Source organism: Streptomyces sp. NPDC029836 (genome assembly GCF_055574495.1).
In genome coordinates this window covers 422,435-447,019 of record NZ_JBVHZI010000002.1, presented here as the reverse complement: position 1 = coordinate 447,019, position 24,585 = coordinate 422,435, and the positions used below count along the sequence as shown (strand labels likewise).

24 protein-coding genes are annotated in these 24,585 nt (G+C 71.8%); 13 read left to right on the top strand and 11 right to left on the bottom strand.

From position 1 onward, the window contains the following. Positions 1-335: 335 nt before the first annotated feature. Both ACZ4XJ_RS07825 and glnII read right to left on the bottom strand, forming a co-directional pair. The gene (locus ACZ4XJ_RS07825) at positions 336-1,277 is read right to left on the bottom strand and encodes a DUF6891 domain-containing protein (RefSeq protein WP_468495624.1); all 942 of its coding nucleotides are present in this window, start codon (positions 1,275-1,277) and stop codon (positions 336-338) included. A gap of 117 nt (positions 1,278-1,394) precedes the next feature. Further along, entirely contained in the window at positions 1,395-2,414 is a 1,020-nt protein-coding gene (gene glnII, locus ACZ4XJ_RS07820) for a glutamine synthetase (protein WP_362877226.1), read from the bottom strand. A 278-nt stretch (positions 2,415-2,692) separates the two neighbouring features. Here glnII and ACZ4XJ_RS07815 point away from each other — a divergent pair, with 278 nt between their 5' ends. Next, entirely contained in the window at positions 2,693-3,568 is an 876-nt protein-coding gene (locus ACZ4XJ_RS07815) for a Gfo/Idh/MocA family protein (RefSeq protein WP_468495936.1), read from the top strand. Between the two features lie 1,156 nt (positions 3,569-4,724). Here ACZ4XJ_RS07815 and ACZ4XJ_RS07810 read toward each other — a convergent pair. Next, the gene (locus tag ACZ4XJ_RS07810; protein WP_468495623.1) at positions 4,725-5,096 is read right to left on the bottom strand and encodes an ArsC/Spx/MgsR family protein; all 372 of its coding nucleotides are present in this window, start codon (positions 5,094-5,096) and stop codon (positions 4,725-4,727) included. Positions 5,097-5,203: 107 nt separating this feature from the next. Here ACZ4XJ_RS07810 and ACZ4XJ_RS07805 point away from each other — a divergent pair, with 107 nt between their 5' ends. After that, on the top strand, positions 5,204-5,458 hold the full coding sequence (locus ACZ4XJ_RS07805; RefSeq protein ID WP_362877228.1) for a hypothetical protein: 255 nt from the start codon (positions 5,204-5,206) through the stop codon (positions 5,456-5,458). Here ACZ4XJ_RS07805 and ACZ4XJ_RS07800 read toward each other — a convergent pair. After that, positions 5,453-5,806 (bottom strand): hypothetical protein, encoded by a 354-nt coding sequence (locus ACZ4XJ_RS07800; protein WP_362877229.1) that lies wholly within the window; start codon positions 5,804-5,806, stop codon positions 5,453-5,455. The two genes, ACZ4XJ_RS07805 and ACZ4XJ_RS07800, sit on opposite strands and share 6 nt — an antisense overlap. Positions 5,807-5,969: 163 nt before the next feature. Continuing rightward, positions 5,970-7,058: a PP2C family protein-serine/threonine phosphatase gene (locus tag ACZ4XJ_RS07795; RefSeq protein WP_468495935.1), complete on the bottom strand. Its 1,089-nt coding sequence runs from the start codon at positions 7,056-7,058 to the stop codon at positions 5,970-5,972. A 106-nt stretch (positions 7,059-7,164) separates the two neighbouring features. Here ACZ4XJ_RS07795 and ACZ4XJ_RS07790 point away from each other — a divergent pair, with 106 nt between their 5' ends. The 3 genes from ACZ4XJ_RS07790 to ACZ4XJ_RS07780 all read left to right on the top strand — a co-directional run bounded on the left by ACZ4XJ_RS07790 (position 7,165) and on the right by ACZ4XJ_RS07780 (position 10,361). Then, a complete protein-coding gene (locus ACZ4XJ_RS07790) occupies positions 7,165-7,851 on the top strand; it encodes a VIT1/CCC1 transporter family protein (protein ID WP_362877231.1) in 687 nt (228 codons plus the stop codon). A gap of 123 nt (positions 7,852-7,974) precedes the next feature. Next, on the top strand, positions 7,975-8,865 hold the full coding sequence (locus ACZ4XJ_RS07785; RefSeq protein ID WP_468495622.1) for a TIGR01777 family oxidoreductase: 891 nt from the start codon (positions 7,975-7,977) through the stop codon (positions 8,863-8,865). Positions 8,866-9,074: 209 nt separating this feature from the next. Then, positions 9,075-10,361 carry an NAD(P)/FAD-dependent oxidoreductase gene (locus tag ACZ4XJ_RS07780; RefSeq protein WP_362877233.1) on the top strand — a complete coding sequence of 429 codons (1,287 nt, stop codon included), beginning with the start codon at positions 9,075-9,077 and terminating at the stop codon, positions 10,359-10,361. Between the two features lie 138 nt (positions 10,362-10,499). Here the strand turns inward: ACZ4XJ_RS07780 and ACZ4XJ_RS07775 are convergent, their stop codons facing one another. Then, entirely contained in the window at positions 10,500-11,939 is a 1,440-nt protein-coding gene (locus tag ACZ4XJ_RS07775; protein ID WP_362877234.1) for a tetratricopeptide repeat protein, read from the bottom strand. A gap of 173 nt (positions 11,940-12,112) precedes the next feature. Between ACZ4XJ_RS07775 and ACZ4XJ_RS07770 the strand changes: the two genes are divergently transcribed. The 5 genes from ACZ4XJ_RS07770 (at position 12,113) to ACZ4XJ_RS07750 (ending at position 15,769) form a co-directional block, all read left to right on the top strand. Continuing rightward, on the top strand, positions 12,113-12,409 hold the full coding sequence (locus tag ACZ4XJ_RS07770) for a hypothetical protein (RefSeq protein WP_468495621.1): 297 nt from the start codon (positions 12,113-12,115) through the stop codon (positions 12,407-12,409). A gap of 171 nt (positions 12,410-12,580) precedes the next feature. Continuing rightward, positions 12,581-13,378 (top strand): lipoyl(octanoyl) transferase LipB, encoded by a 798-nt coding sequence (gene lipB / locus ACZ4XJ_RS07765; RefSeq protein ID WP_362877235.1) that lies wholly within the window; start codon positions 12,581-12,583, stop codon positions 13,376-13,378. 110 nt (positions 13,379-13,488) lie between these two features. Then, positions 13,489-14,442, top strand: a complete 954-nt coding sequence (gene lipA / locus ACZ4XJ_RS07760) for a lipoyl synthase (protein ID WP_362877236.1) — start codon at positions 13,489-13,491, stop codon at positions 14,440-14,442. 420 nt (positions 14,443-14,862) lie between these two features. After that, positions 14,863-15,060, top strand: coding sequence for an SCO2195 family GlnR-regulated protein (locus tag ACZ4XJ_RS07755; RefSeq protein WP_384004719.1), 198 nt, complete (start codon positions 14,863-14,865; stop codon positions 15,058-15,060). A gap of 10 nt (positions 15,061-15,070) precedes the next feature. Beyond that, positions 15,071-15,769: a DUF4191 domain-containing protein gene (locus tag ACZ4XJ_RS07750; protein ID WP_468495620.1), complete on the top strand. Its 699-nt coding sequence runs from the start codon at positions 15,071-15,073 to the stop codon at positions 15,767-15,769. 166 nt (positions 15,770-15,935) lie between these two features. Here ACZ4XJ_RS07750 and ACZ4XJ_RS07745 read toward each other — a convergent pair whose 3' ends face one another. After that, positions 15,936-16,403, bottom strand: a complete 468-nt coding sequence (locus ACZ4XJ_RS07745; protein WP_362877239.1) for an RDD family protein — start codon at positions 16,401-16,403, stop codon at positions 15,936-15,938. Between the two features lie 185 nt (positions 16,404-16,588). On the opposite strand from ACZ4XJ_RS07745, the gene glnA reads away from it, so the two are divergent. Both glnA and ACZ4XJ_RS07735 read left to right on the top strand, forming a co-directional pair. Then, positions 16,589-17,998 (top strand): type I glutamate--ammonia ligase, encoded by a 1,410-nt coding sequence (gene glnA, locus ACZ4XJ_RS07740; protein ID WP_326591219.1) that lies wholly within the window; start codon positions 16,589-16,591, stop codon positions 17,996-17,998. Positions 17,999-18,160: 162 nt separating this feature from the next. Further along, a complete protein-coding gene (locus ACZ4XJ_RS07735; RefSeq protein WP_362877240.1) occupies positions 18,161-18,556 on the top strand; it encodes a hypothetical protein in 396 nt (131 codons plus the stop codon). Positions 18,557-18,683: 127 nt separating this feature from the next. On the opposite strand, the gene ACZ4XJ_RS07730 is transcribed toward ACZ4XJ_RS07735, so the two are convergent. After that, on the bottom strand, positions 18,684-19,355 hold the full coding sequence (locus ACZ4XJ_RS07730; protein WP_468495619.1) for a TetR/AcrR family transcriptional regulator: 672 nt from the start codon (positions 19,353-19,355) through the stop codon (positions 18,684-18,686). Between the two features lie 86 nt (positions 19,356-19,441). Between ACZ4XJ_RS07730 and ACZ4XJ_RS07725 the strand changes: the two genes are divergently transcribed. Continuing rightward, positions 19,442-20,212 (top strand): SDR family NAD(P)-dependent oxidoreductase, encoded by a 771-nt coding sequence (locus ACZ4XJ_RS07725; RefSeq protein WP_362877242.1) that lies wholly within the window; start codon positions 19,442-19,444, stop codon positions 20,210-20,212. A gap of 60 nt (positions 20,213-20,272) precedes the next feature. Here ACZ4XJ_RS07725 and ACZ4XJ_RS07720 read toward each other — a convergent pair whose 3' ends face one another. The 3 genes from ACZ4XJ_RS07720 to ACZ4XJ_RS07710 all read right to left on the bottom strand — a co-directional run bounded on the left by ACZ4XJ_RS07720 (position 20,273) and on the right by ACZ4XJ_RS07710 (position 24,583). Then, positions 20,273-20,791, bottom strand: coding sequence for a DUF4240 domain-containing protein (locus tag ACZ4XJ_RS07720; protein WP_362877243.1), 519 nt, complete (start codon positions 20,789-20,791; stop codon positions 20,273-20,275). Positions 20,792-20,959: 168 nt separating this feature from the next. Next, positions 20,960-23,644, bottom strand: coding sequence for a pyruvate dehydrogenase (acetyl-transferring), homodimeric type (aceE, locus tag ACZ4XJ_RS07715; RefSeq protein WP_468495618.1), 2,685 nt, complete (start codon positions 23,642-23,644; stop codon positions 20,960-20,962). A gap of 315 nt (positions 23,645-23,959) precedes the next feature. Further along, a complete protein-coding gene (locus ACZ4XJ_RS07710; RefSeq protein WP_356883254.1) occupies positions 23,960-24,583 on the bottom strand; it encodes a GntR family transcriptional regulator in 624 nt (207 codons plus the stop codon). Positions 24,584-24,585: the final 2 nt, after the last annotated feature.

Sequence of the window (24,585 nt, the reverse complement as noted above, 5' to 3'; positions counted from 1 at the left end):
TTCACGCGGAGTGGTCGGCAGGAGACGTACGTACGTCGTCGTTGTCGTACCGCGCAGACCGAAGGCCTCGGGCAGGTCTTTGGGAGGTCCCGGAAGGCTTTAGAGGGCCGGCGCGTTCTTCGCGCGGCAACACACCCGGTCGAAATCGTGATCCTGACGGGAGGGCCAGAACGGTTCGAGGTCTCTGCGACCTGTCGAGGTGTGCTGGTGGCTGGCCATGGGCCACATTGAAGCAGATGTACGGGGCCCGGGGCAGGCCCCATCTCACCTGATGGAGCGGAATCTCATATTCCGTGATCAAGGTTTCGTCAGGGCGTCACAATCCCGACAAACAGTCAGCCGACGAGCCGCTTCCGCCAGTCCACACCGGTCACCCGTACCGCATCCTGGGCAGATCCGTCCCACACCCAATGCAGCCCCACCCCGTCCAGCGCCGCGACCACCTCCCGGCCGACGGACGCCGTCAGCTCGTCCCCCGCCGCGAACCCCCCGTACAACAGCCACAGATCGTGGCCCGCCGCCGCACCCTCGGTGCACTGCGAGTGGAAGAAGACGAACCCCCGCGCGTCCTGCGCGCCCTCTCCGCCGATCTCCGCGAGCCCGCAGTTCCGGCAGCAGGCGAAGTTCTCCCGCGCCGTGATCCCGCGCGCGTCGAGCGCCTCGAACGCCCGGGTCAGCCGCTCCGGATCGGTCTCCCCCTCCCAGCCGGCCTGCTCGGCCACCCGCTCCCGCCACAGCCGGTCCACCAGCTGCCGGGCCTGCGCGGGGGACACCGGCGACCCGCCCGCGCCCGCGCCCGGGCCCGCGTTCCCGTCCGGGCCCCCGAGGACGTAACCGGCGTACTCGGTCAGCGCCGCCCGGTCGTCGTAGCCGCACCGCAGCCGCTCCCGGACGAGCCCCGTCAGCTCCTCCTCGACCGCCTCGTCGAACGGGAGCGGCGCCTCCTCCACCGGGAAGTCCAGCCGCTCCCACGCCGGCCCGAGGTCCCAGCCCTTCTCCTGCCGAGCCCAGCCGAGCATCATCCGCGCCACCTCGGCCGCGGTGGGCACGAAGGCCTGGAAGTGCCGGTCCGGGGCGCCGGCCCGGTGCTCCACCTGGTAGTCACCGCCCGCCTCGTGCCAGACCTGGACGAAGGAGTCGGGTTCGTCGGGGATCCGGTTCACCACGAGGAACCGGTCCCCGGGCGCCCCGATGCGCTCCACGAGCTCGCGGAGCCAGGGGGCGGCGGGCCGTTCGTAGGACTCGGCGGGTTCGGTGTGGACCTTCACGGGCAGCATGGGCCCAGCCTGACGGGCCCCACTGACAGCGCGAGGGCCCCTGGCGGGCCCCTCCGACAGCGCGGCGCCCGCCCTCCCGCGGGGGAGGACGGGCGCCACGGCCGTCGGGGGCCGGTCTCAGACGAGGCCGTCCTTCTTCAGCCCGGTGCAGCAGGTGTCCGTGATCAGCCGCGTCACCACGTACGGGTCGACGTTCGCGTTCGGCCGGCGGTCCTCGATGTAACCCTTGCCGTCCTTCTCCACCTGCCACGGAATGCGCACCGAGGCGCCGCGGTCGGAGACCCCGTAGCTGAACTCGTTCCACGGAGCCGTCTCGTGCAGCCCCGTCAGACGCTCGTCGATGCCGGCGCCGTAGTTCTTGACGTGGTCCAGCGGCTTCGAGCCCTCGCCGAGCGCCTCGCACGCCGAGATGATCGCCCGGTAGTCCTCGCGCATCGCCTTCGTGGAGAAGTTGGTGTGCGCGCCCGCGCCGTTCCAGTCGCCCTTGACCGGCTTCGGGTTCAGCGTCGCCGACACGTTGAAGTCCTCGGCGGTGCGGTACAGCAGCCACCGCGCGATCCACAGCTGGTCCGAGACCTCCAGCGGACCCACCGGGCCCACCTGGAACTCCCACTGGCCCGGCATGACCTCGGCGTTGATGCCGGAGATGCTCAGGCCCGCCGCCAGACAGTGGTCGAGGTGCTTCTCGACGATGTCCCGGCCGAAGATCTCGTCCGAACCGACACCGCAGTAGTAGCCGCCCTGCGCCGCCGGGAAGCCGTTCACCGGGAAACCGAGCGGGCGGGCGCCGTCGAAGAACGTGTACTCCTGCTCGATGCCGAAGATCGGCGCCTGGTCGGCGAACTCCTCCGCGACCGGACGCAGCAGCGCGCGGGTGTTCGACACGTGGGGGGTCATGTCGATGTTCATGACCTCGCACAGGACGAGCAGGTGGTCGCCGCCGCGGATCGGGTCCGGGCAGGAGAACACCGGCTGGAGCACGCGGTCCGAGGCGTGGCCCTCCGCCTGGTTCGTGCTGGACCCGTCGAAGCCCCAGATCGGCAGCGCCTCGCCGTCCGTCAGGATCCTCGTCTTGGAGCGAAGCTTCGCCGTCGGCTCGGTGCCGTCGATCCAGATGTACTCAGCCTTGTAGCTCACGGGCCCCATCCTGACTCTGCGGGTGCTGTGGATCGCCATGGTGTCCTCCGCAGCGTCCCCCGCCGCGATTTCTCCTCCGTTGCCCGCGTGTGAACCCCGTGTTACCGAGGTTTACACCGCAGGTCGCACGGGTCGTGCGGGTTGGCGACCGCACACCCGTCCGGGTGCGGCAGACTGGGCGCGTGAGCATTTCGTACGATGTGAACCCCGTCGACGGCGCCCCCGAGGCAGCCCCCGGCCCCGCCCCCCACCAGGTCCCCGGCACCCCCCGCCCCCGCATCGGCCTGCTCGGCACCGGCCCCTGGGCCCGCCGCACCCACGCCCCCGCGCTCGCCGCCCACCCGGGCTCCGAGTTCGCCGGGATCTGGGGCCGGCGCCCCGAAGCGGCCGCCGAGCTCGCGGAGGAGTTCGGCGTGAAGGTGTACGAAGACCCCGACGCCCTGTTCGCCGACTGCGACGCGGTGGCCTTCGCCCTCCCCCCGGACGTCCAGGCCCCCCTCGCCGTCCGCGCGGCCGCCGCCGGCTGCCACCTGCTGCTCGACAAACCCGTCGCCACGACCGTCGAGGACGCCCGCGCCGTCGCCGACGCCGTCGCCCGGCACCAGGTCGCCTCCGTCGTCTTCCTCACCCTCCGCTTCGCCGAACCCACCGCCGGATGGGTCGACGAACAGGCCGGGCGCACCGGCTGGTTCACCGCCTCCGCGCACTGGCTCGGCGCCGTCTTCCCGCCCGACGGCGCCCCCGGCGCCTACGCCGACTCGCCCTGGCGCAAGTCCAAGGGCGGCCTGTGGGACGTCGGCCCGCACGCCCTGTCCGTCCTGATCCCCGTCCTCGGCGACGTCACCTCCGTCACCGCCGCGCGCGGCCCCGCCGACGTCGTCCAACTCACCCTGCGCCACACCTCGGGCGCGGCCAGCATCGCCGTACTCAGCCTGAGCGCCCCCCAGGCCGCCGCCGGCGTGGGGCTCGAACTGCGCGGAACCGAGGGCGTCTTCGCCCTCCCCGACTGGAGCGACGTCCCGGCCGCCTACGGCCGCGCCCTGGACGCCCTCCTCACCGCCGCCCACACGGGCACCCCGGACCCCCGCGGAGCCACCTTCGGCGCCCGCCTGACGGAAATCCTGGCGTTGGCGGAGCAGCAACTGGAGGGGTGAGGCGGCTCCGCCCCCGCGCGGCGGGCTGGTTCTGCTGGGCGGGGGTGGGGGCGGTTTGCGGGGTGCCCATGGTCCGGATCAGGGAGGGTTTGGGGGGTTCCCGCCGGTCTCATCGTCTCTTCGTGGCGGGCCGGTCCCTCAAGGGCGCTCCTCCTTCGTCGTCGCGTCGCTACGCGATGGCCTTCGGCCACCCTTGACCGACCGACCCACCACGAAAAGCCGAAGACCAGCGGGAACCCCCCAAAAGAACGGTCACGGGTCAGAGAGGGCAGGAGCGGGTCCCTCAGTGACGAGACGAGGGACCGGGCGCTGCCCGATGGGGCATACGGGCGCCTCAGAGGGCCGTTGGTCAGGCCCCGGGCGCGGCCAACGGCCCTACCCGCCCATCAGAACGACCAGAGCAGTCTGGAATGCGGGTAGGCGGGGACGCGCGCCGGTTCGCCGTGTCTCGTCGCTCGGCTCAGCGTCCGACGACCGTCCGTGGCTGGACATAAGCAGCCCACACCGTCGGTGGAAACCGTTGGCGGCGAGCGCCCGCGCCCGTCCGCACCGTCCCCACCATCTGATTTCTGTGGTCTGTGGCCTTTGGTCCGGCCACGGGCGGTCGGCGGACGCTGAGACGGCCTCGGCCATGGACTGGGCTGGTGCGGCTTATGTCCAGCCACGGCCGGTGGTCAGTCGCTGAGCCGAGCGACGAACCACGGCGAACCGGCGCGTGCCCCCGCCTACCCGCACTCCAGATCACTCTGGTCGTCCTGGCGGGCGGGTAGGGCTCTTGGCCGCGCCCGGGGCCCGGCCGCCGGCCCTCCGGCGTGCCCGTGTGCCCAACCGGCCAGCCCCTGGTCCCTCGCCTCATCGCTGAGAGACCCGTTCCTCGTCTCTCTGACCCGTGACCGTTCTTTTGGGGGGTTCCCGCTGGTCTTCGTTTTTCCGTGGCGGGTCGGTCGGTCAAGGGTGGCCGTAGGCCATCGCGTAGCGACGCGACCGAAGGGAGCGCCCTTGAGGGACCGGCCCGACGCGGAGAGACGATGAGACCGGCGGGAAACCACCAAACCCGCCCTGATCCGGATCAACGGGGTTCCGTCACCCCCGACCCCGCCGCTCAGAACCGCCCCCGCCCCCGCACCGCCTGGGTGGCTTCCCCGCCCCCTACCCCTTATCCCTTACGGGACAGGGCGTCCCGGACGGCTTCGTCCGAGCGGGCGATGACGGCCGTGCCGTCCTCGGCCGTGATGATCGGGCGCTGGATCAGCTTCGGGTGGGCCGCCAGGTGGGTGATCCAGCGCTGCCGGGCCGTGTCGGTGTCCTCGCGCGGGAGGTCCCGTACGCCGGTCTCCTTCGCCAGGGGGTCGGAGGTGCGGGTGATGTCCCAGGGCTCCAGGCCGAGGCGTTCCAGCACCGCGCGGATCTCGTCCTGCGACGGCACGTCCTCCAGGTATCGGCGGACCGTGTAATCGGCGCCTTCGGCGTCCAGCAGGGTCAGCGCGCTCCGGCACTTCGAGCAGGCGGGATTGATCCAGATCTCCATGGCCGCCAGCCTAGTTGGACTCCGTCTGGCCAGGGGCTTTTGTCAGTGCCCCCCGGTAAAATCGAAGGAGAACGACAGGAAGCCAACTACCGTTTGGGAGGCTGTAGATGGCCGCTGCCGCTGTCATTGTGATGCCCAAGAAGAAGCCGCTGCCCGCGGGGCTGCCCCGCGAATGGTACGAGAGCCACAACCGCCGTCTGAAGGCGATGCGGCTCGCGATATCCCTGCTCGACACCGGGACCTACGACGTCAAGCGCGCGACCAACCGCAAGATTCGGACGATGGCGGTGCGGGTGGGCATCCACCGCCCGTCCAACCTCACCTGCAAGATGGTGCGCTCCTTCATCCGCGACGTCTCATGACGCCGCGATGACGTCCGGTCCGCCGACGAAGCCGGATGCGTCGGCGGACCCGCCGGACCCGCCGGACCGGGCGGTCCCGTCCCGCTCCAGCGGTACGCCGACCACCGTGCCGCCGCCCTCGTCGCCGCCCTCGCCGCCGACGAAGTGGATGGATCCCGTCCGCGCCTCGGTAGGGGGCACGCCGGCGGGGGCCATGCCGGCGGAGGCTCCGCCGCTGCGGTCCGTGGACGGCCCGGAGTGGTCGCCGGCCTCGTACCCCAGGAGCATCGCCCCGGTGAGCAGCCCGGCCGCCGTGGCCGCGGCGGCGACCGCCGCCAAGCGCTTCCTGTGCTGACGCGGTGCGTGCATGGGGGCCTCGTCCTCTCGTGCGCGGGGCCCGCGCCGCGGTCATCGCGGCCGGCCTCGCGCTCATCGCGCTCATCGCGCTCATCGTGTTCTTCGCTGTCGTCGTGCTGCGAGCGAAACACGAAAACCGGGCCGTAGCCCGCACTGTTACCAACTGATCATCCGATCAGTACGGGCCGGTCACGCCGCCTCGCGGAACCGGCCCCTCCGCCCCGACCGACAACATCAGCAGGGCCACGTCATCGTGCGGCCCGCCGTCGGTGAAGGACGCCAGGTCCTTCCAGACCGCCCGGACCAGGCCCGCCGGGTCGCTCGCCAGCACCGGAACGCGGCTGGCCAGCGGATAGAAGCGGCCGCCGGCGTCGCGCGCCTCCGTCACTCCGTCGGTGTGCGCGAGCAGCCGGTCGCCCGGCACCAGCCGGAGTTCGGTCACCGGGGGGAGCGCCGGGCCGGCCAGTCCCAGACCCAACGGAGGGCCCGGTTCCACCGTGACCTCCGAGGCCACGAAGTCCCGGAGCAGCAGCACCGGAGGATGCCCGCACGAGACGATCCGTACGAGGTCCAGCCCGGTCGGGAACTCCAGCAGCACGGCCGTCGCGAAGAGCTCCGGATGCTCCACCGCCTCAGCGGCGGCGTCCGCGACCAGCCGCCGGTCGAGGCGCGACGCGACGTCCACCAGCTCCCGGTCGTCCAGCACCGCCTCCCGGAAGGCACCGAGCAGCGCCGCCACCGTCCCGACGGCCGCCAGACCGTGGCCCTGGACGTCGCCCACGACCGCCCGCACCCCGAAGGGGCCGGCCCGTACGTCGAACAGGTCGCCGCCGACCAGCGTGCCCTGCTGGGCCGCCCGGTACAGACCGGCGCACCGTACCGGACCCACCCGTTCCGGTACGGGCGGGAGCACCGCCAGCTGGGCCGCCTCGGCGACCGTACGGACGCTGACCAGCTGGGCGTCCCGGCGGTGGCGCACCCAGGCGATGACCACGCTGAGCAGCCCGACGACGGCCACCGTGGCCAGGTCCGAGCCCCGCGCGTGCCCGACGCCGAGGTCGGGGAAGGCGAGCAGCGCGAGCACCAGGGCGGCGAAGACGGCCGTGCCGGCGGCGCCGTAGGAGAAGGCGGCCACCGCGGGCAGGGCCGCCAGGAAGTAGCCCAGCTCGACGTTGCCGGGCGTCAGCCACTGGGCGCAGCACAGTGCCACCAGGGCCACGGCGGGCGCGAACCGGGCCCAGCGCGGCGGCGGGGCACCGTGCAGCCTGCCCGGATCCTCCCAAGCGCGTCTCACCCCTCCACCCTGGTACGCGGTACCGGGCCGCGCACGCCGGGTGGCCCCCCTGGGCGTCGCCCGGGACAGTGGAGCGGTGACGGATACCAGCGCGGCCATCAGTACCCGCCTGAACTGGCTGCGGGCGGGGGTGCTCGGCGCCAACGACGGGATCATCTCCACCGCGGGCCTGGTCGTGGGCGTGGCCGGCGCCACCAACTCGCGGACCGCGATCCTGACGGCGGGGGTGGCCGGGCTGCTGGCGGGCGCGCTGTCGATGGCGGCGGGGGAGTACGTCTCGGTCAGCTCGCAGCGGGACTCGGAACGGGCCGCGCTGGAGGTGGAGCGGCGGGAGCTGGCGCAGCAGCCGGAGGAGGAGCTGGACGAACTCACCGACCTGCTGGCCGCCCGGGGCCTGGGCCAGGAGCTGGCCCGGGAGGCGGCGGTCCAGCTGACGGAGCGCGACGCGTTGCGGGCGCACGCGCGGGTGGAGCTGGGGATCGAGCCGGGCGAACTGGCGAACCCGTGGCACGCGGCGGTGGCCAGCCTGGTGGCGTTCACGGTGGGGGCGCTGCTGCCGCTGCTGGCGATCGTCCTGCCGGGGGCGTCGGCGCGGGTACCGGTGACGGTGGCGGCCGTTCTCGCCGCGCTCACCCTGTGCGGGGTGGTCAGCGCCCGGCTGGGCGGGGCGCCGGTGCCCCGCGCGGTGCTCCGCAACGTCACGGGCGGCGCCCTCGCGATGGCCGTCACGTACGCGGCCGGCACCCTGCTGGGCACCACCTGACCCCACCCCGGCACCGGCCCCGCGCCCACCCGCAGCCCCCACCCGCGCCCCCGGACGCAGCCCCCGCCCCGCCCCGGGGAGTTGCGGCGCCCCGCCCGGCCAGGGCGACGGCAGACTGGGGGCATGCGTATCGCCATCACCGGATCCTCCGGACTCATCGGGCAGGCCCTCGTCCAGTCACTCCGCGCCGACGGCCACGACGTGGTGCGCTTCGTGCGGCGGGCGCCCGCCGGGCCGGACGAGGCGCGGTGGGACCCCGCCGCCGGCCGCGTCGACCCCGCCGGGCTCGTGGGGTGCGGGGCCGTCGTGCACCTGGCGGGGGCCGGCGTCGGGGACCGCCGCTGGTCGGCGGCGTACAAGCGGCAGATCCGCGACAGCCGCGTCCTCGGCACGGCCGCCATCGCCCAGGCCGTGGCCGCCCTCGACAGCCCTCCGCCGGTCCTGGTGTGCGGCACCGCCGTCGGCTACTACGGCGACACCGGCGACCGCCCCGTGGACGAGACCGCACCGGCGGGCCACGGCTTCCTCCCGTCCGTCTGCGTGGAGTGGGAGGCGGCCGCCGCCCCGGCCCGCGAGGCCGGCGTGCGTACCGTGTTCGCCCGTACCGGGCTGGTGGTCGCGGCCGAGGGCGGGGCCTGGGGGAAGCTGTTCCCCGTCTTCAAGGCGGGCATCGGCGGTCGGCTCGGCAACGGCCGCCAGTACTGGTCGTACATCTCGATGCACGACGAGATCGCCGCCCTGCGGCACCTGATCGACACCCCCGACCTCTCCGGCCCGGTGAACCTGACCGCGCCCGAGCCGCTGACCAACCGTGAGATCACCGCCGCCATGGGCCGCGTGCTGCGCCGCCCGACCCTGTTCCCCGTACCCGCGCCGGCCCTGCGCATCGCGATCGGGGAGTTCGCCGAGGACGTGCTCGGCAGTCAGCGGGTGCGCCCTGCCCGCCTGCTGGAGTCGGGCTTCGTCTTCCGCCACCCGGGCATCGACGACTCCATCAGGGCAGCCCTGGCCTGAGCCCCGCCGTCCCCCGACCCCCATCCCCCATCCCCCAACCCCCGGCACCCCAAAGGCGCCCCCCGTGCCCATGTGCGACCGTTCGTGACCCGTATGCGACCGTCATGCGACCGAAGTTGTGCGCAATACCCCACCGAACTCGGGTTCTCCTGGAGTCCGTTGGGGGAAGGAGGTCCCCACACAGCCGCGCCGACCTCGGGGAGGGGCACGTGCTCAGCAGCACGCACCACGCCGCACACCACACCGCACAGCTCGCGGACGTCGTCATCGTAGGAGCCGGAGTCTCAGGACTCGCGGCCGCACACCACCTGATCGCGGCGGGGGTCACGGTCACCGTCCTGGAGACCGCCGACGATCCCGGAGGCCGGATGGCCACCGAATCGGCCGACGGGTTCCGCCTCGACCGGATCGGGCAGCTCCTCAACACCTCGTACACCGAACCGGCCCGCACCCCCGGTCTGGAGGGCCTCACACTGCGACCCTTCGCCCCCGGGGTCCTGGTGCACGGGGTCGACGGCAAGCAGCAGCGGGCCGGGGCGCTCACCCCGGCCCGCGCGCTGGCCGGCGGATCCCTGGACCAGGCCCGGCTCAGCGCCGCCCTCGGCCGGCTCGCAGCGCTGCCCGAGGAACGGGTGCTGGCCCGCCCGGAACGCTCGGCGCTCACCGCGCTGCGCTCCCGCGGCCTGCCACCGCGCACCGTGAACGGGGTCCTGCGGCCCCTGCTCTCCACCCTGTTGCGCGACCCGGACCTCACCACCTCCAGCCGCGTCGCCGACCTCGCGCTGCGCACCTTCGTCCGCGGCCGGCTCGCCGTGCCCGAGGGCGGGGCCGCGGTCCTGCCGCGGCTGCTCGCCGAGTCCCTGCCACCGGGCACGGTCCGCACCGGGGTCCGGGTCCGGTCGGTGGCGACCAGCCTGGTCACCACCGAGGAGCACGGCGACTTCCGCTGCCGCTCCGTGGTCCTCGCGACGGGCGCCCGGGCCGCGGCCGAGCTGCTGCCGGGATTGCGGGTGCCGCGCTTCCACGAGGTGACCGTCATCCACCACGCGACCCCCGCGCCGCTGCCCTGGGACGGTTCGCTGCTCCTGGACGCCGACCCGAAGTGGCCGCTCGCGCACACCACCGTGATGAGCGCGGTCGACCCGAGCCGGGCGCCGACCGGCCGCGGCCTGGTCACCACCACCGTGCACGGCCCACCGCCCCCCGCTCGGACGGTGGCTTCCCGGTTGGCCCGGCTCTACGACACCTCGACCCGGGACTGGGACCTCCTCGCCGTGCACCACACCCCGGAGGCCGTGCCCGCGATGCCCCCGCCGTACGACCTGCGACGCCCGGTACGGGTTCTGGCGGGGCTCTACGTGTGCGGGGACCACCGCGACTCGAACACCGTCCAGGGCGCCCTGCACTCCGCCCGGCGGGCGGCCACGGCCCTGCTCCGCGACTTCGGCATCCCGCTCCCGGCCGCCCCGGAACCAGCCCTTCCGGCGGTGGCCTGACCGCCCCCGGCCAAGGCCCGGTCCCCCAAGCCACGGGGGCCGGGCCTTCCACACGCCCGACCCCGCCCCGGACCGCCCCGACCCCGCTCCGGACCGTCACGGCCCGCCCCGACCACCCGGGCCAGGGCAACGCGCCCCCTACGACAGCGCCGCCACCCGGTCCCGGTACGTCCGCACCGCCGACGCGTCCCGGTACGGCTCCAGCCGCCGCTCGAAGTCCCGTACGTACTCCACCGCGCGCACCGACCGCATCTCCATCGCCTGCTGCGCCGCCTCCGCGCCCAGCGCGCACGCCTGGTCCAGCTCGCCCAGCCCCAGCCGCGCCGTGGCCAGCACCACCCGGCAGAACAGCCGGGACCGCGCGTAGCCGGGCGAACGCAGTTGCAGGGAGCGTTCCGCGTGCTGGGCGCAGGCCCGGTACTGCTGGAGGTCCCGGTGGCAGTGCCCGAACTCGTCGGCGAGCTGGGCCTCGTCGAAGAACCGGGCCCACGGCGGTACGTCGTCCCCCGGCCGGCCCGCGCCCAGCGCCCGCTCGGCGCGGACCAGGGAGGCCGTCGCCGAGCGCACCTCGCCGAGCACCGCGTGCCCCCGCGCCTCGGCGGCGTGCAGCAGCGCCTGCACCACCGGCGGGGGCCCCGAGCCGACGCCCTGCTGGGCGACCCGGGCCAGCTGGACGGCCTCGCGGCCGTGCCCGAGGTAGACCGCCTGCCGGCTCATGGTGACCAGCACGTAGGACCCGTACGGCCGGTCCCCGGCGGCCTGCGCGAGGCGCAGCGCCTGGACGAAGTACCGCTGGGCCAGGCCGTGCGCGGCGATGTCGTACGAGGTCCAGCCCGCGAGCCGGGTCAGGTCGGCGGCGGCGGAGAACAGTCGCCGCCCGGTGGTCTCGCCGTAGGTGCCGCGGAGCATGGGTTCGGCCTCGTGCTCCAGGTAGCGCACCAGGGCTTGGCGGGCGTGGCCGCCGCCGTAGGCGTGGTCGAGGGTGCGGAACAGCTCGCTCACCGAGCGCAGGGCCGCGATGTCCCCGCCGGTGACCCGCTGCCCGGGCCCGCGGTCGACCTGCCGTTGCCTTGGCACCGAGGCGCGACCCTGCGCGGGGACGCGGGAGGCGGCCATGTCCGCGCCGCGTCCGACCCGTTCGTCGGCCCGGCCGATGAGCCAGTCCCGGCTGGGCACCACGAGGCCGGCCGGGGTGAAGGCGATCTTGCGCAGCTCGGCGTGCGATCCGGAGTCCTTGCGCCACAACCCGCTCGCGATGTCCACGGCCTCTTCGGGGGTGGCCGCGAACTCCAGCCCGGCGTAGACGGGCGCGCACGCGTCGAGGCCCAGGTCCTGCGCCGACAACCGGCGCCCGAGGCGCCGGGTGAAAACCTCCGCGATCAGCGCCGGGGTGGTGCCGCGGGGCTGCTGGCCGCGCAGCCACCGGGTCACGGAGGTCTTGTCGTAGCGCAGGTCCAGACCGTGCTCCAGGCCGAGCTGGTCGACGCGGCGGGCAAGCCCGGCGTTGGAGAACCCGGCTTCCGCGATCAGCGCCGCGAGCTGCCGGTTGGGGACGCGCTGGGCAGGTCGTTCCGTCATCTGCTCCACGGTTTCCTGACGTGACGGACCGGAGTCCCGGCCCTGTGAACGGCGTGAATGTAGCGGCGAACTCCGCCCCCACCGCCCTCTCTGCCCCACATTCATCCGATCGTGTGCAGAATGGGTAGGGCCCTTTACGGACCGGGAGCGGACCTCCGCGTACGCTGCGGCCCATGACCCGCCGGCCCCACGGGGCTCACCACTCCGACGCGTACGCGGAAGCCACGGCCCCGCTGCCCGCGCCCGAGCTCACCGAGGCCGAGTGCCGCCGCTGCGGCACCTACATCGCGGGGCTCGACGGCCGGTACGCGTGCGGGGTGTGCGGCTGGGTCAACGACCACTCCGAGGGCCACCGCCGGCTGCCGCGTGCCGACGAGGACCCGGACCTGCCCCGCAAGGGCCGCAAACGCACCCCGCAACCGCCGGGCCCGCCGCCGGAGGCCCGCACCCTGCTCGGCCCGGGGCACTGAGGCCCGGCGCTGAGGTTCGGGGCTGAGGCCCGGCGCTGAGGTTCGGGGCTGAGGCCCGGCGCACCGGGGGTCTGAAGGAGCCGGCGGGGGTCGCCGTACCCTTGGCCGGGTGCGGTACGTGCAGACAGCAGGTTCACCTGCGCACAGCAGGTTCAACGAGGAGGCGCCGCGGTGACTGAGCTTCGGTTTGTCCATCTGGGCTTCGGGCCGGAATCGGTCGAGTACACCGAGGCCTGGGACGAGCAGCGACGCGTCCACGCCGCCCGCTTCGCGGACGAGATCGAGGACACCTGCCTGCTGGTGGAGCACCAGCCGGTGTACACCGCCGGCCGGCGCACCGATCCGAGCGAGCGCCCCTTGGACGGGACGCCCGTCATCGACGTGGACCGTGGTGGCAAGATCACCTGGCACGGGCCGGGCCAACTGGTCGGCTACCCGATCATGAAGCTGCCCCGTCCGGTGGACGTGGTGGCTCACGTCCGTCGGCTGGAGGACGCCTTGATCCGCACTGCGGCCGAGTTCGGCCTGGAGACCACCCGGATCGAGGGCCGCTCCGGGGTGTGGGTGCTCGGCGACCCCGTCGAGGAGCGCCCGAAGATCGGTGGGCTGTCCCTGGAGTTCGACCCCCGTCTGCACGACGAGGAGTTCGACGCCCGGCTGAACGGCCCCGAGTACGCCCCCTCCAACGCCGGCCAGCGCCGCGAGGACCGCAAGCTCGCCGCGATCGGCATCCGCGTCGCCAAGGGCGTCACGATGCACGGCTTCGCGATCAACGTGAACCCCGACAGCACCTGGTTCGACCGGATCATCCCCTGTGGCATCCGGGACGCCGGTGTGACCTCGCTCTCGTACGAACTGGGCCGCGAGATCACCATCGCCGACGTGCTGCCCGTCGTGGAGCGACACCTGAAGGACGTCCTGGAGCAGGCCGAGCTGCGGCCCCGCGAGATCGAGCCGGCCGTGGGCTGACGCCCCCGGGAATGCGTCCGGCGGCCCCCAGGTTGGCCGACGTAAGAGCGTATGAAATTACGGGCGTACCCTGGTGGGCGCCGAAGAATCGAAGTCACAGGGAGCCGGTCGTGTCCGCAGTCGCACCCGACGGACGCAAGATGCTGCGCCTCGAAGTCCGCAACGCCCAGACCCCCATCGAGCGCAAGCCCGAGTGGATCAAGACCCGGGCGAAGATGGGCCCCGAGTACACCAAGATGCAGGCCCTCGTGAAGGGCGAAGGACTGCACACGGTGTGCCAGGAAGCCGGCTGTCCGAACATCTACGAATGCTGGGAGGACCGCGAGGCCACCTTCCTCATCGGTGGCGACCAGTGCACCCGGCGCTGTGACTTCTGCCAGATCGACACGGGCAAGCCCGAGGCCCTGGACCGGGACGAGCCGCGCCGCGTCGGCGAGTCCGTGGTCACCATGGACCTGAACTACGCCACCATCACCGGTGTCGCCCGCGACGACCTGCCCGACGGCGGCGCGTGGCTGTACGCGGAGACGGTCCGCCAGATCCACCAGCAGACGGCGCACCGCGAGAGCGGTCACACCAAGGTCGAGCTGCTCGCGCCGGACTTCAACGCGGTGCCGGAGCTGCTGGAGGAGGTCTTCGCCTCCCGCCCCGAGGTCTTCGCGCACAACGTCGAGACGGTGCCCCGCATCTTCAAGCGGATCCGCCCCGGCTTCCGCTACGAGCGCTCCCTCGACGTGATCACCAAGGCCCGCGAGTACGGCCTGATCACCAAGTCGAACCTGATCCTCGGCATGGGCGAGGAGCGCGAGGAGGTCAGCGAGGCACTGCGCGACCTGCACGCGGCCGGCTGCGAGCTCATCACCATCACCCAGTACCTGCGGCCCTCGCCGAGGCACCACCCCGTCGAGCGCTGGGTGAAGCCTGCGGAGTTCGTGGAGCTGGCGAAGGAGGCCGAGGACATCGGCTTCTCCGGCGTGATGTCGGGCCCCCTGGTCCGCTCGTCGTACCGTGCGGGCCGCCTCTACACGCAGGCGATGGAGAAGCGCAGCCGAGCCGGAGCGTAGGTTGTGGGTTCGTCCGAGGTACGAGGGCGGGCGCGCGGCCGTAGCGGTGGCGAGGCGGAGCTCGACCGGGGTCTCGTGAAGCGCAGCCGAGCCGGAGCGTAGGTTGCGGGTTCGTCCGAGGTACGAGGGCGGGCGCGCGGCCGTAGCGGTGGCGTGGCGGAGCTCGACCGACGTTTCGTGAAGCGCAGCCGAGCCGGAGCGTAGGCTCTCAGGTGGATGTGAATTCGTTCACAAACGCCTACCAAGCGGTAACACCGTGTCGAAGCGGCCCCTAGGCTCTTATCGGGAGAGCCTGGGGGCCGCGTCAATATTTCATCACGTTTGACCGGCCGGTCATGCCCTGGTAACACCAGTCAGTGACGCTGGGTCCACGCACCGCACACGCCCATCGATGCGAGCTCCGAGAGAGGGACCGACATCATGCAGGCCGCGCCCGTACGCGCCATCGCCATCCCGTCCGTGACCGAGGCCTTCCGCGGCATCGAGTCGCTGCTCATGAGCGGTGCCCGCCGCAACGCCTGGACGGCGGTTCTGGAAGACCGTCGCAGGGCCAAGGACCGGGTCGAAACCGAGCACGTAATCGAGGCCGCGGCGACCCGGACCCCGCGGGCCACGTAAACTTCGCCTCATGGCGAGGAAGTCAAACGCAGAGACTGCTGCGAACCCCGGGCGACTGAAGCAGATCGCCCTGACGTACAAGATGACGCGCAAGGCCGACCCGAAGGTCGGTCTGATCGTCGCGGGCGTGGGAATCGTCACCTTCGGTGTCTTTCTTGTGATCGGCTTCCTGATCGGTCACCCGGTCTACCTGGGCATCCTGGGCTTCCTGGTGGCGTTCCTGGGGATGGCGATCATCTTCGGGCGACGGGCCGAGCGCGCTGCCTTCGGGCAGATGGAGGGACAGCCGGGCGCTGCCGCGGCCGTACTGGACAACGTGGGACGGGGTTGGACGACCACCCCGGCCGTCGCGATGAACCGGAACCAGGACATCGTCCACCGGGCCGTCGGCAAGGCGGGCGTGGTCCTGATCGCCGAGGGCAACCCGAACCGGGTGAAGACCCTGCTCGCGGCCGAGAAGAAGAAGCTGGCCCGGATCATGCCCGACGTCCCGGTGCACGACTTCATCGTCGGTACCGGCGAGGGCGAGGTGCCGCTCAAGAAGGTCCGTACGACGCTGCTGAAGCTGCCGCGCGTCCTGTCCGGCCCGCAGATCACCCAGGTCAACGACAAGCTCCGGGCCATGGGCGACCTCATGAGCAACATGCCGGTGCCGAAGGGTCCGATGCCGGGGCGTGGCGGATCCGCTCGCCCGCCGCGCGGACGCTAGTGGCCTAGAGCCTCGATCCGCTTTCCGTATACGAGCCCCGACGCCCGAGGCCCGACGCGCGAAGCGCGCAGTACGTACGACGCCACGACGTAGGGGCGCCCCCGAAGCCATCCGCCCGGGGGCGCCCCTGCGTCGTAATGCGTACCGCGCGTGCCCGCCGGCCCGGCTAGATGCGGACCTGGACCGCGCCGGCCAGCCGGTCGTGCAGGCCGCGCCCGTCCCGGTCCCAGACCAGCGCCGGGATGACCAGGGCCAGCAGCAGCGTACGGATCACCACGCGGACGATGCCGAGGCGGTTGCCGTCCTGCCCGATGACCCGGAGGCCAAGCATCCGCTTGCCGGGGGTGAAGCCCACGGTGCCCACGGTCAGGATGGTCAGGGCGACGAAGAGCCCCAGCGTCCAGTTGCCCGTGGCGGCCAGGTCGCCGCCCGTGATCAGCCCGTACGCGATGAGCTGGCAGCCGACCCAGTCGATGGCGACCGCGCCGATCCGACGGCCGAAGCGGGCCACGGAGCCGGGCCCCGACCGGGGCAGACCGAGCTGCTGACCGGGATACCCGAAGTCCACGCCCATGTCCTCGGCGGCCGCGCGGGGGCCGGAAAGCCAGGATCCGATTGCTTGCCTGTTGTCCACTCGACCACGGTACCGGTGGTGCTCCATCGACCTCCGACGGGACCCTGGTTAACTTGTGCGAAACAAATGGGTCATGCTTGGGAAATCCCGTCTGCTTATGGTCGGGTCAGCGTGCGGCACCGCACTGACGCACCACGAGCTATAAAACCCGCCCCTGCCCCGGGGCCGGGAGTAGGAGGAGTTGGATGTTCCAGAACGCCGACGAAGTGAAGCAGTACATCGAGGAGAACGACGTCAAGTTCGTCGACGTCCGCTTCTGCGACCTGCCTGGTGTGATGCAGCACTTCACCATCCCGGGGCGGGCGTTCGACCCGAACGAGGAGCTGGCCTTCGACGGCTCCTCGATCCGCGGCTTCCAGGCGATCCACGAGTCCGACATGGCGCTGCGTGCCGACATCAGCACCGCGCGTCTGGACCCGTTCCGCAAGGACAAGACGCTCAACATCAACTTCTTCATCCACGACCCGATCACGGGCGAGGCCTACAGCCGTGACCCGCGCAACATCGCGAAGAAGGCCGAGGCGTACCTCGCCTCCACCGGCATCGCCGACACCGCGTACTTCGGCCCCGAGGCCGAGTTCTACGTGTTCGACAGCGTGCGCTTCGCGACCACCGCGAACGAGAGCTTCTACCACATCGACTCCGAGGCCGGCGCCTGGAACACCGGTTCCGAGGAGAACAACCGTGGTTACAAGGTCCGCTACAAGGGTGGTTACTTCCCCGTAGCCCCTGTCGACCACTTCGCCGACCTGCGCGCCGAGATCTCCCTCGAACTGGACGCCCAGGGTCTCCAGGTCGAGCGTCAGCACCACGAGGTCGGCACCGGTGGCCAGGCCGAGATCAACTACAAGTTCAACACGCTGCTCGCCGCGGCCGACGACCTGATGCTCTTCAAGTACATCGTGAAGAACGTCGCCTGGCGCAACGGCAAGACCGCGACCTTCATGCCGAAGCCGATCTTCGGTGACAACGGCTCGGGCATGCACGTGCACCAGTCGCTGTGGGCGAACGGCGACCCGCTGTTCTACGACGAGGCCGGCTACGCGGGCCTGTCGGACACCGCCCGCTACTACATCGGCGGCATCCTCAAGCACGCCCCGTCGCTGCTGGCCTTCACGAACCCGACGGTGAACTCCTACCACCGCCTGGTCCCGGGCTTCGAGGCGCCGGTCAACATGGTGTACTCGCAGCGCAACCGTTCCGCCGCGATGCGCATCCCGATCACGGGCTCGAACCCCAAGGCCAAGCGCGTCGAGTTCCGTGCCCCGGACCCGTCGTCCAACCCGTACCTCGCCTTCGCGGCGCTGCTGCTCGCGGGCCTCGACGGCGTCAAGAACAAGATCGAGCCGATGGAGCCGATCGACAAGGACCTCTACGAGCTCTCGCCCGACGAGCACGCGAGCGTCCCGCAGGTCCCGACCAGCCTCGAGGACGTCCTCAAGGCCCTGGAGGCCGACCACGAGTACCTCCTGGCCGGCGGTGTCTTCACCCCCGACCTCATCGAGACCTGGATCGACTACAAGCGCACGCACGAGATCGCCCCGATCGCGCAGCGTCCGCACCCGCACGAGTTCGAGCTGTACTTCGACCTCTAGGTCGTAGCCTCGAAACAGCGGTCCTGCCTGATGGGAGGCCCCCCGCCGCACTCCACGGAGCGCGGCGGGGGGCCTTTCTGTTTTGACAGGTCGGTCGGGGCGGGTGAGGGTTGAAATGGCCTGAAAGTCGGATGAGCGAGACACGTTCGGAGGTGCATGAAGATGCGCCGCAGGATCATCGCCACAGTCGTCGCAGGAGCCGCGGGGCTCACCATGGGCCTCCTGCCCGTCGGCAGCGCCTCGGCCGCGGTCACCGGGGGTGGGGGAGGTGGAGGCGGCGGCGGAGGCTGGTGCGACTCGCGTTACGACGACTGCTGCGACCGCAACTGGGACAGCCGGTACTGCGGGCAGGGCGTGGGCGGTTGGTACGAGCCGGACTGGCGCGACAACGACCGCTACCACAACTCGAACCACTACGACGCGAACTGGCGCGGCAACTGGAACCCCCACTACTACGGCGGGGGCGGGGACGGAGATCGCGGCTACTACTACGACGACGGCGATCACCACGGCGGCTGGAACGACGGCTGGGGCGGCGGGTACCGCCACAACGACTAGCGCCGACCACTGCACGACGTGCGACGGGCCTCCGGGTGGCCATCGGGCCTCCGGAGGCCTCCCGCGTTCCGGCGGGTCCTCGGGTGACGGCTCCGCCCCGCCCGCCCCGGCGGGTCGCCGGAGCCCGCTAGCGCTCGTCCACCGGCCCCCGCAGCAGCGGCATCGCGCCGGTCAGGTCGTGCAGGCAGCGGACCGCCAGTTCGGCGGGGGAGCCGGGTCCCGACACGGGGGCATCGGTGGCCGACCACAGCTCCAGCGAGATGCGGATCGCGTCGGTGGCGGCCGCCGCCAGCAGGCGTACGGGCAGGGGCTCGGCCCCCGGCCCGACGAGTCGGGCGATCACCGGGACCAGGCGCTCCTCGGAATCCTGGTTCACCCGGTACCAGACCGCGCGCAGGGCCTCGTCGCCCGCGGCGGCGCGCAGCAGCCCGCGGGTCACCTCCAGCCCCTCCTCGACGGCCTGGGAGTCGCTGAGGGATCGGGTTATCGCCCGCGCCAGGGCTTCCTCCAGCGGGGTCCCCGGGTCCTCCTCCGCGAGCAGGGCGCGCCACGCGTCGCCGCCGCCCGCGAGCAGCGGGGCCACGGCTTCCTGCTTGTTGCGGAAATAGCGGTAGAACGTGCGCAGCGCGACACCCGCGCGGTGGGCGATGTCTTCGGCGGTGGTGCCGTCGGGGCCGTGTTCGGCGAACAGTTCGCAGGCCGCGCGGGCGATGTCGAGCTGGGTGGCGGCTTTGCGGCGCTCGGTCAGCGACTGGGTCCCGGGACCGCTCTGGGGGGAGTACGGACGAGGAGATCTCACAGCCGAAGCCTACCGTCCGACACGAGGGCGATTACATGCATTGACAGTCTGGCAAAACGTGCCAGTCAGTGGCTACGCTGGGCCCCATGAACCGTTACGAAGCACGTCGCGTCCTCATCACCGGCGGCGGGTCGGGCATCGGCCAGGCCACCGTCCACCGCATCCTCGCCGAAGGCGGCCGCGTACACGCCGTGGACGTCAACGAAGCCGGGCTCACCATCACGGCCGACCGGGCCGCTGCCGACGGCCACGCCGGCCGGCTCAGCACCGCCGTACTGGACATATCCGACGAGGCCGCCGTCAAGGCGGGCGTCGCCGACGCCGTCGACGCCCTCACCGGGCTCGACGTGCTGGTCAACGCGGCGGGCATCCTGCGCTCCGCGCACACCCATCAGACCACCCTCGACTTCTGGAACGAGGTCATCGCGGTCAACCTGACCGGCACCTTCCTGATGATCCGCGAGTCGCTCCCCGCGCTCCTCGCGGGCGAGCAGCCGGTCGTCGTGAACTTCAGTTCGACCTCGGCGTCCTTCGCCCACCCCTACATGTCCGCCTACGCGGCCAGCAAGGGCGGCATCCAGTCCATGACCCACGCCCTGGCCGCCGAGTACAGCAAGCAGGGCCTGCGCTTCGTCTCCGTCGCACCGGGCTCGATCGAGAGCGGCATGACCACCGGGAATGGCCCCGGCCTGCCCGAGGACACCGACTGGAGCCTGTTCACCAAGCTCGCCCCGGCCCTCGGCCAGGGCTTCGCCGGCCCGCAGACGGTGGCCGGGGTCGTCGCCATGTTGGGCTCCGAGGACGGCTCGTTCATCACCGGCACCGAGATCCGCATCGACGGCGGCACACACTACTAGGCACTCCGCCGGCCCGGTCGCGAGCACCCCGACGCCCGGGCCGGGGGACCGGCCGCGGGATCAGCCCCGGAACCGGTCCCAGAGCCGGGGGAAGCGCTCCGCGAGCACGGCTTCGTCCTCGAAGTCCAGCGCGGTGCCCTCCGGCTCGGCAGGTTGGAGCGGCACCCCGAGGTCCGGGGCCACCGCGCCGGTCAGCTGCTCGTACGCCTCGTCGGCCGCGTACCCGAGTTCCTCGCCGTCCCCGTCGATCTCCTCGTCGAACTCGCCCAGCAGCTCCGCCAGGTGGTCCGGGTCGTGCACCCCGCCCTCGAAGACCTCCCGGCCCTGGCCGATCAGCCAACACCGGAAGTAGTCGAAGGCGTCGTCGCTCGCCCCGTCCAACAACACCCAGGCCGCGCCCCACAGGTCCCACGTGTACGCGCGGTTGTAGCGCGACTCGAAGTGCCGCGCGAAGTCCAGCACGGAGTCCGGGTCGAGCATCGCCAGCCGCTCGACGAGCAGCTCGGCGTGTTCCTCCGGGTCGCCCTCGGCGGCCTCGCGGGTACGGTCGACGATCTCCCAGAACTCCGTCTCGTCCATCACCGCTCCAGCATCACGGGTCCACCCCCGCGCCGCCACCGCTCATACGGCCAAAGGCCGGTGCCCGCCCCCCGGCCGGCCCAGTGGGGCGCCCCGAAAACGCCGCGAGGCGGCCCGTCCCCTCCTGGGCGGGCCGCCTCGCGGGCGGGTCGTGCGGTGCGTCGCGGCCTACAGGCCGTAGCGCTCCCGGGCCTCCTTGACGGAGGACGCCGGGACCTCGCCGCGGCGGGCGAGCTGGGCCAGCGCGGCCACCACGATCGACTGCGCGTCAACACCGAAGTGGCGGCGGGCACCCTCACGGGTGTCGGACAGACCGAAGCCGTCCGTACCCAGCGAGGTCCAGTCCTGCTCCACCCACTGGCTGATCTGGTCCGGGACCTGACGCATCCAGTCGGAGACGGCGAGCACCGGGCTCGTGACGCCCTCCAGCGCGCGGGTCACGTACGGCGTGCGCAGCTCGCCGCGCAGCAGCGCCTCGTCGCACTCCAGCGCCTCGCGGCGCAGCTCGCCCCAGGAGGTGGCGGACCAGACGTCGGCGGCCACGTTCCACTCGGCGGCGAGGAGCTTCTGCGCCTCCAGCACCCAGTGGATCGCCGTACCGGAGGCCATCAGCTGGACCTTCGGCGCGTCGGCGGCCGGGGCCGCCTCCGCCAGGTCGGCCGCCGTGTTGAAGCGGTACAGACCCTTGAGGATGCCTTCCTCGACGCCCTCGGGCATCGCGGGCTGCACCTTCGGCTCGTTGTAGACCGTCAGGTAGTAGAAGACGTCTTCCGGCTTCTCGCCGTACATCCGGCGCAGACCGTCCTTGACGATCACCGCGATCTCGTACGCGAAGGCCGGGTCGTAGTTCAGCGACGCCGGGTTCGTGGACGCGATCAGGTGCGAGTGGCCGTCCGCGTGCTGGAGGCCCTCACCGGTCAGCGTGGTGCGACCGGCGGTGGCGCCGACGATGAAGCCCTTGCCGAGCTGGTCGGCGAGCTGCCACATCTGGTCGGCGGTGCGCTGCCAGCCGAACATCGAGTAGAAGATGTAGAAGGGGATCATCGGCTCGCCGTGCGTCGCGTACGACGTGCAGGCGGCGATGAAGTCGGCCATGGCGCCGGCCTCGGTGATCCCCTCGTTGAGGATCTGGCCGTCCTTGGCTTCTTTGTAGTACATGAGCTGGTCACGGTCGACCGGCTCGTACGTCTGGCCCAGCGGCGAGTAGATGCCGGCCGACGGGAACAGGGACTCCATACCGAAGGTACGGGCCTCGTCGGGGACGATCGGCACCCAACGCTTGCCGGTCTCCTTGTCCCGCATCAGGTCCTTGACGAGCCGGACGAAGGCCATGGTGGTGGCCATCTCCTGCTTGCCGGAGCCCTTGAGCAGCGGGGCGAAGGACCGGTCGGCCGGAGCCGGCAGGGCGACGTGCTTGACGTTGCGGGCCGGGGCCGGACCGCCGAGCGCGGAGCGGCGCTCGTTCAGGTACTGGACCTCGGGGCTGTTCGCGCCCGGGTGGCCGTAGGGCACGACACCGTCGGCGAAGGCGCTGTCCGGGATCGGGAGGCCAAGGAGGTCGCGCATGTCCTTGAACTCGTCGATCGTCAGCTTCTTCATCTGGTGGTTCGCGTTCTTCGACTCGAACCCGGCACCCAGCGTGTAGCCCTTGACGGTCTGCGCGAGGATGACCGTCGGCGCGCCCTTGTGCTCCAGGGCGGCCTTGTACGCGGCGTAGACCTTGCGGGGCTCGTGGCCGCCGCGGGAGCTGTGGAAGCACTCCGCGATCTTCGCGTCGGACAGCACGCCGGCCAGCTGCACGAGCTCGGCGTTGGCGCCGAAGAAGTGCTGGCGGATGTAGGCCACGTCGCGGGTCGCGTACGTCTGGAACTGCGCGTCGGGCACCTCGCGCAGGCGGCGCACCAGGGCGCCCGTGGTGTCGAGCTGGAACAGCTCGTCCCAGGCGGAGCCCCACAGCGACTTGATGACGTTCCAGCCGGCGCCGCGGAACTGGGCTTCCAGCTCCTGGACGACGCGGAAGTTCGCGCGGACCGGACCGTCGAGGCGCTGCAGGTTGCAGTTGATGACGAAGGTCAGGTTGTCGAGCTGCTCGCGGGAGGCCAGGGCCAGGGCGGCGGTCGACTCGGGCTCGTCCATCTCGCCGTCGCCCAGGAAGGCCCAGACGTGCGAGTTGGCGGTGTCCTTGATGCTGCGGTTCTGCAGGTAGCGGTTGAAGCGCGCCTGGTAGATCGCCGACAGCGGGCCGAGGCCCATGGAGACCGTGGGGAACTCCCACAGCCACGGCAGGCGCCGCGGGTGCGGGTAGGACGGCAGGCCGTTGCCGCCGGACTCCTGGCGGAAGTTGTCGAGCTGCTGCTCGGACACGCGTCCGTCGAGGAAGGCGCGGGCGTAGATGCCGGGGGAGGCGTGGCCCTGGATGTAGAGCTGGTCGCCCGATCCGTCGGCCTCCTTCCCGCGGAAGAAGTGCTGGAAGCCGGTCTCGTACAGCCACGCGGCGGAGGCGAAGGTGGCGATGTGGCCGCCGACGCCGTACTTGGAGCCGCGGGTCACCATGGCCGCCGCGTTCCAGCGGTTCCACGCGGTGATCCTGGCTTCCATCTCCAGGTCACCGGGGAACTCGGGCTCCGCGGAGGTGGGGATGGTGTTGACGTAGTCCGTCTCCAACAGCTTCGGCAGGGCGAGGCCGGCGGCCTCGGCGTGCTGGAGCGTACGGCGGAGCAGGTATTCGGCGCGGCGCGTACCGGCGGCCTTGGCGACGGCGTCGAGTGAGGCCGCCCATTCGGCGGTCTCCTCGGTGTCGCGGTCCGGGAGCTGGTCGAGCTCGCTCGGAAGCTTTCCTACGGGGTCGGACATCGGTGTGCGCCGCCTTCCGGACAAAGGAGAGGTGGTGGTGAAAAGAACCCTGACGGGCAGGACAGGGTCGTTGGACCCGGTGGGGTCCGCGTTGACTGTAAAGCGCTGATCGATGATCGATCAAATAAAAGTGACAAATAAATGTCACTCCGGCGAAAGTCGGCACCCGGTGCCAGCGATCGAGGCACGGCGTGCCCGTGGCTGGAGTGCACGACAGGGCGCCGGAAGGCTCCTGGAGATTCACTCGAAACCGCAGGTCAAAGGCCGTTTTGCCGAAGGCCCGGGAAGGGCCCGGGCCGGTCCGGCGAGAGGTGTTCAGGCGCGCGGGGCGCAGCCCAGAACGTGCCGCTTCACGAGCAATCCGATGTCCGGATCCTGGGACCGAAAAGCCGCCACGAGGGCCTCGTGCTCCTCGGCATAGGACTTCTGGACCGTCCCCAGCCACCTGATGGACAGGGCCGTGAACACCTCGATGCCCAACGACTCCCAGGTGTGGAGCAGCACGCTGTTCCCGGCGGCCCGCACCATTTCCCGGTGGAAGCCCACGGTGTGCCGCACCTGCGCGGTGCCGTCCTCGGTGCGGTCGGCCTCCCACAGGGCCGCCACGTGCGGCTCCAGGGCCGTGCAGTCGGCCGCCAGCCGGGGCGCCGCCAACTCGGCGGCGATCTGCTCCAGCCCGGCCCGTACGGGGTAGATCTCCTCCAGGTCGGCCGCGGACAGGTTCCGTACGCGCACGCCCTTGTTCGGGGCCGACTCGATGAGCCGGAGCGTCTCCAGCTCGCGCAGGGCCTCGCGCACCGGCGTCTGGCTGACCTCCAGCTCGACGGCGATGCGGCGCTCCACGATCCGCTCGCCGGGCTTCCAGCGGCCGCTGACGATCCCCTCCACGATGTGCTCGCGGATCTGCTCGCGCAGCGAGTGCACGACGGGTGGGGTGATCA

Bases quoted from the DNA above. Each gene is read 5' to 3' on its own strand.
- ACZ4XJ_RS07825 (WP_468495624.1), bottom strand. From the start codon at position 1,277: ATGCTGCCCGTGAAGGTCCACACCGAACCCGCCGAGTCCTACGAACGG.
- ACZ4XJ_RS07810 (WP_468495623.1), bottom strand. From the start codon at position 5,096: ATGGAGATCTGGATCAATCCCGCCTGCTCGAAGTGCCGGAGCGCGCTG.
- ACZ4XJ_RS07805 (WP_362877228.1), top strand. From the start codon at position 5,204: ATGGCCGCTGCCGCTGTCATTGTGATGCCCAAGAAGAAGCCGCTGCCC.
- ACZ4XJ_RS07800 (WP_362877229.1), bottom strand. From the start codon at position 5,806: ATGCACGCACCGCGTCAGCACAGGAAGCGCTTGGCGGCGGTCGCCGCC.
- ACZ4XJ_RS07785 (WP_468495622.1), top strand. From the start codon at position 7,975: ATGCGTATCGCCATCACCGGATCCTCCGGACTCATCGGGCAGGCCCTC.
- ACZ4XJ_RS07775 (WP_362877234.1), bottom strand. From the start codon at position 11,939: ATGACGGAACGACCTGCCCAGCGCGTCCCCAACCGGCAGCTCGCGGCG.
- ACZ4XJ_RS07770 (WP_468495621.1), top strand. From the start codon at position 12,113: ATGACCCGCCGGCCCCACGGGGCTCACCACTCCGACGCGTACGCGGAA.
- ACZ4XJ_RS07755 (WP_384004719.1), top strand. From the start codon at position 14,863: ATGCAGGCCGCGCCCGTACGCGCCATCGCCATCCCGTCCGTGACCGAG.
- ACZ4XJ_RS07750 (WP_468495620.1), top strand. From the start codon at position 15,071: ATGGCGAGGAAGTCAAACGCAGAGACTGCTGCGAACCCCGGGCGACTG.
- glnA (WP_326591219.1), top strand. From the start codon at position 16,589: ATGTTCCAGAACGCCGACGAAGTGAAGCAGTACATCGAGGAGAACGAC.
- ACZ4XJ_RS07735 (WP_362877240.1), top strand. From the start codon at position 18,161: ATGCGCCGCAGGATCATCGCCACAGTCGTCGCAGGAGCCGCGGGGCTC.
- ACZ4XJ_RS07725 (WP_362877242.1), top strand. From the start codon at position 19,442: ATGAACCGTTACGAAGCACGTCGCGTCCTCATCACCGGCGGCGGGTCG.
- ACZ4XJ_RS07720 (WP_362877243.1), bottom strand. From the start codon at position 20,791: ATGGACGAGACGGAGTTCTGGGAGATCGTCGACCGTACCCGCGAGGCC.
- aceE (WP_468495618.1), bottom strand. From the start codon at position 23,644: ATGTCCGACCCCGTAGGAAAGCTTCCGAGCGAGCTCGACCAGCTCCCG.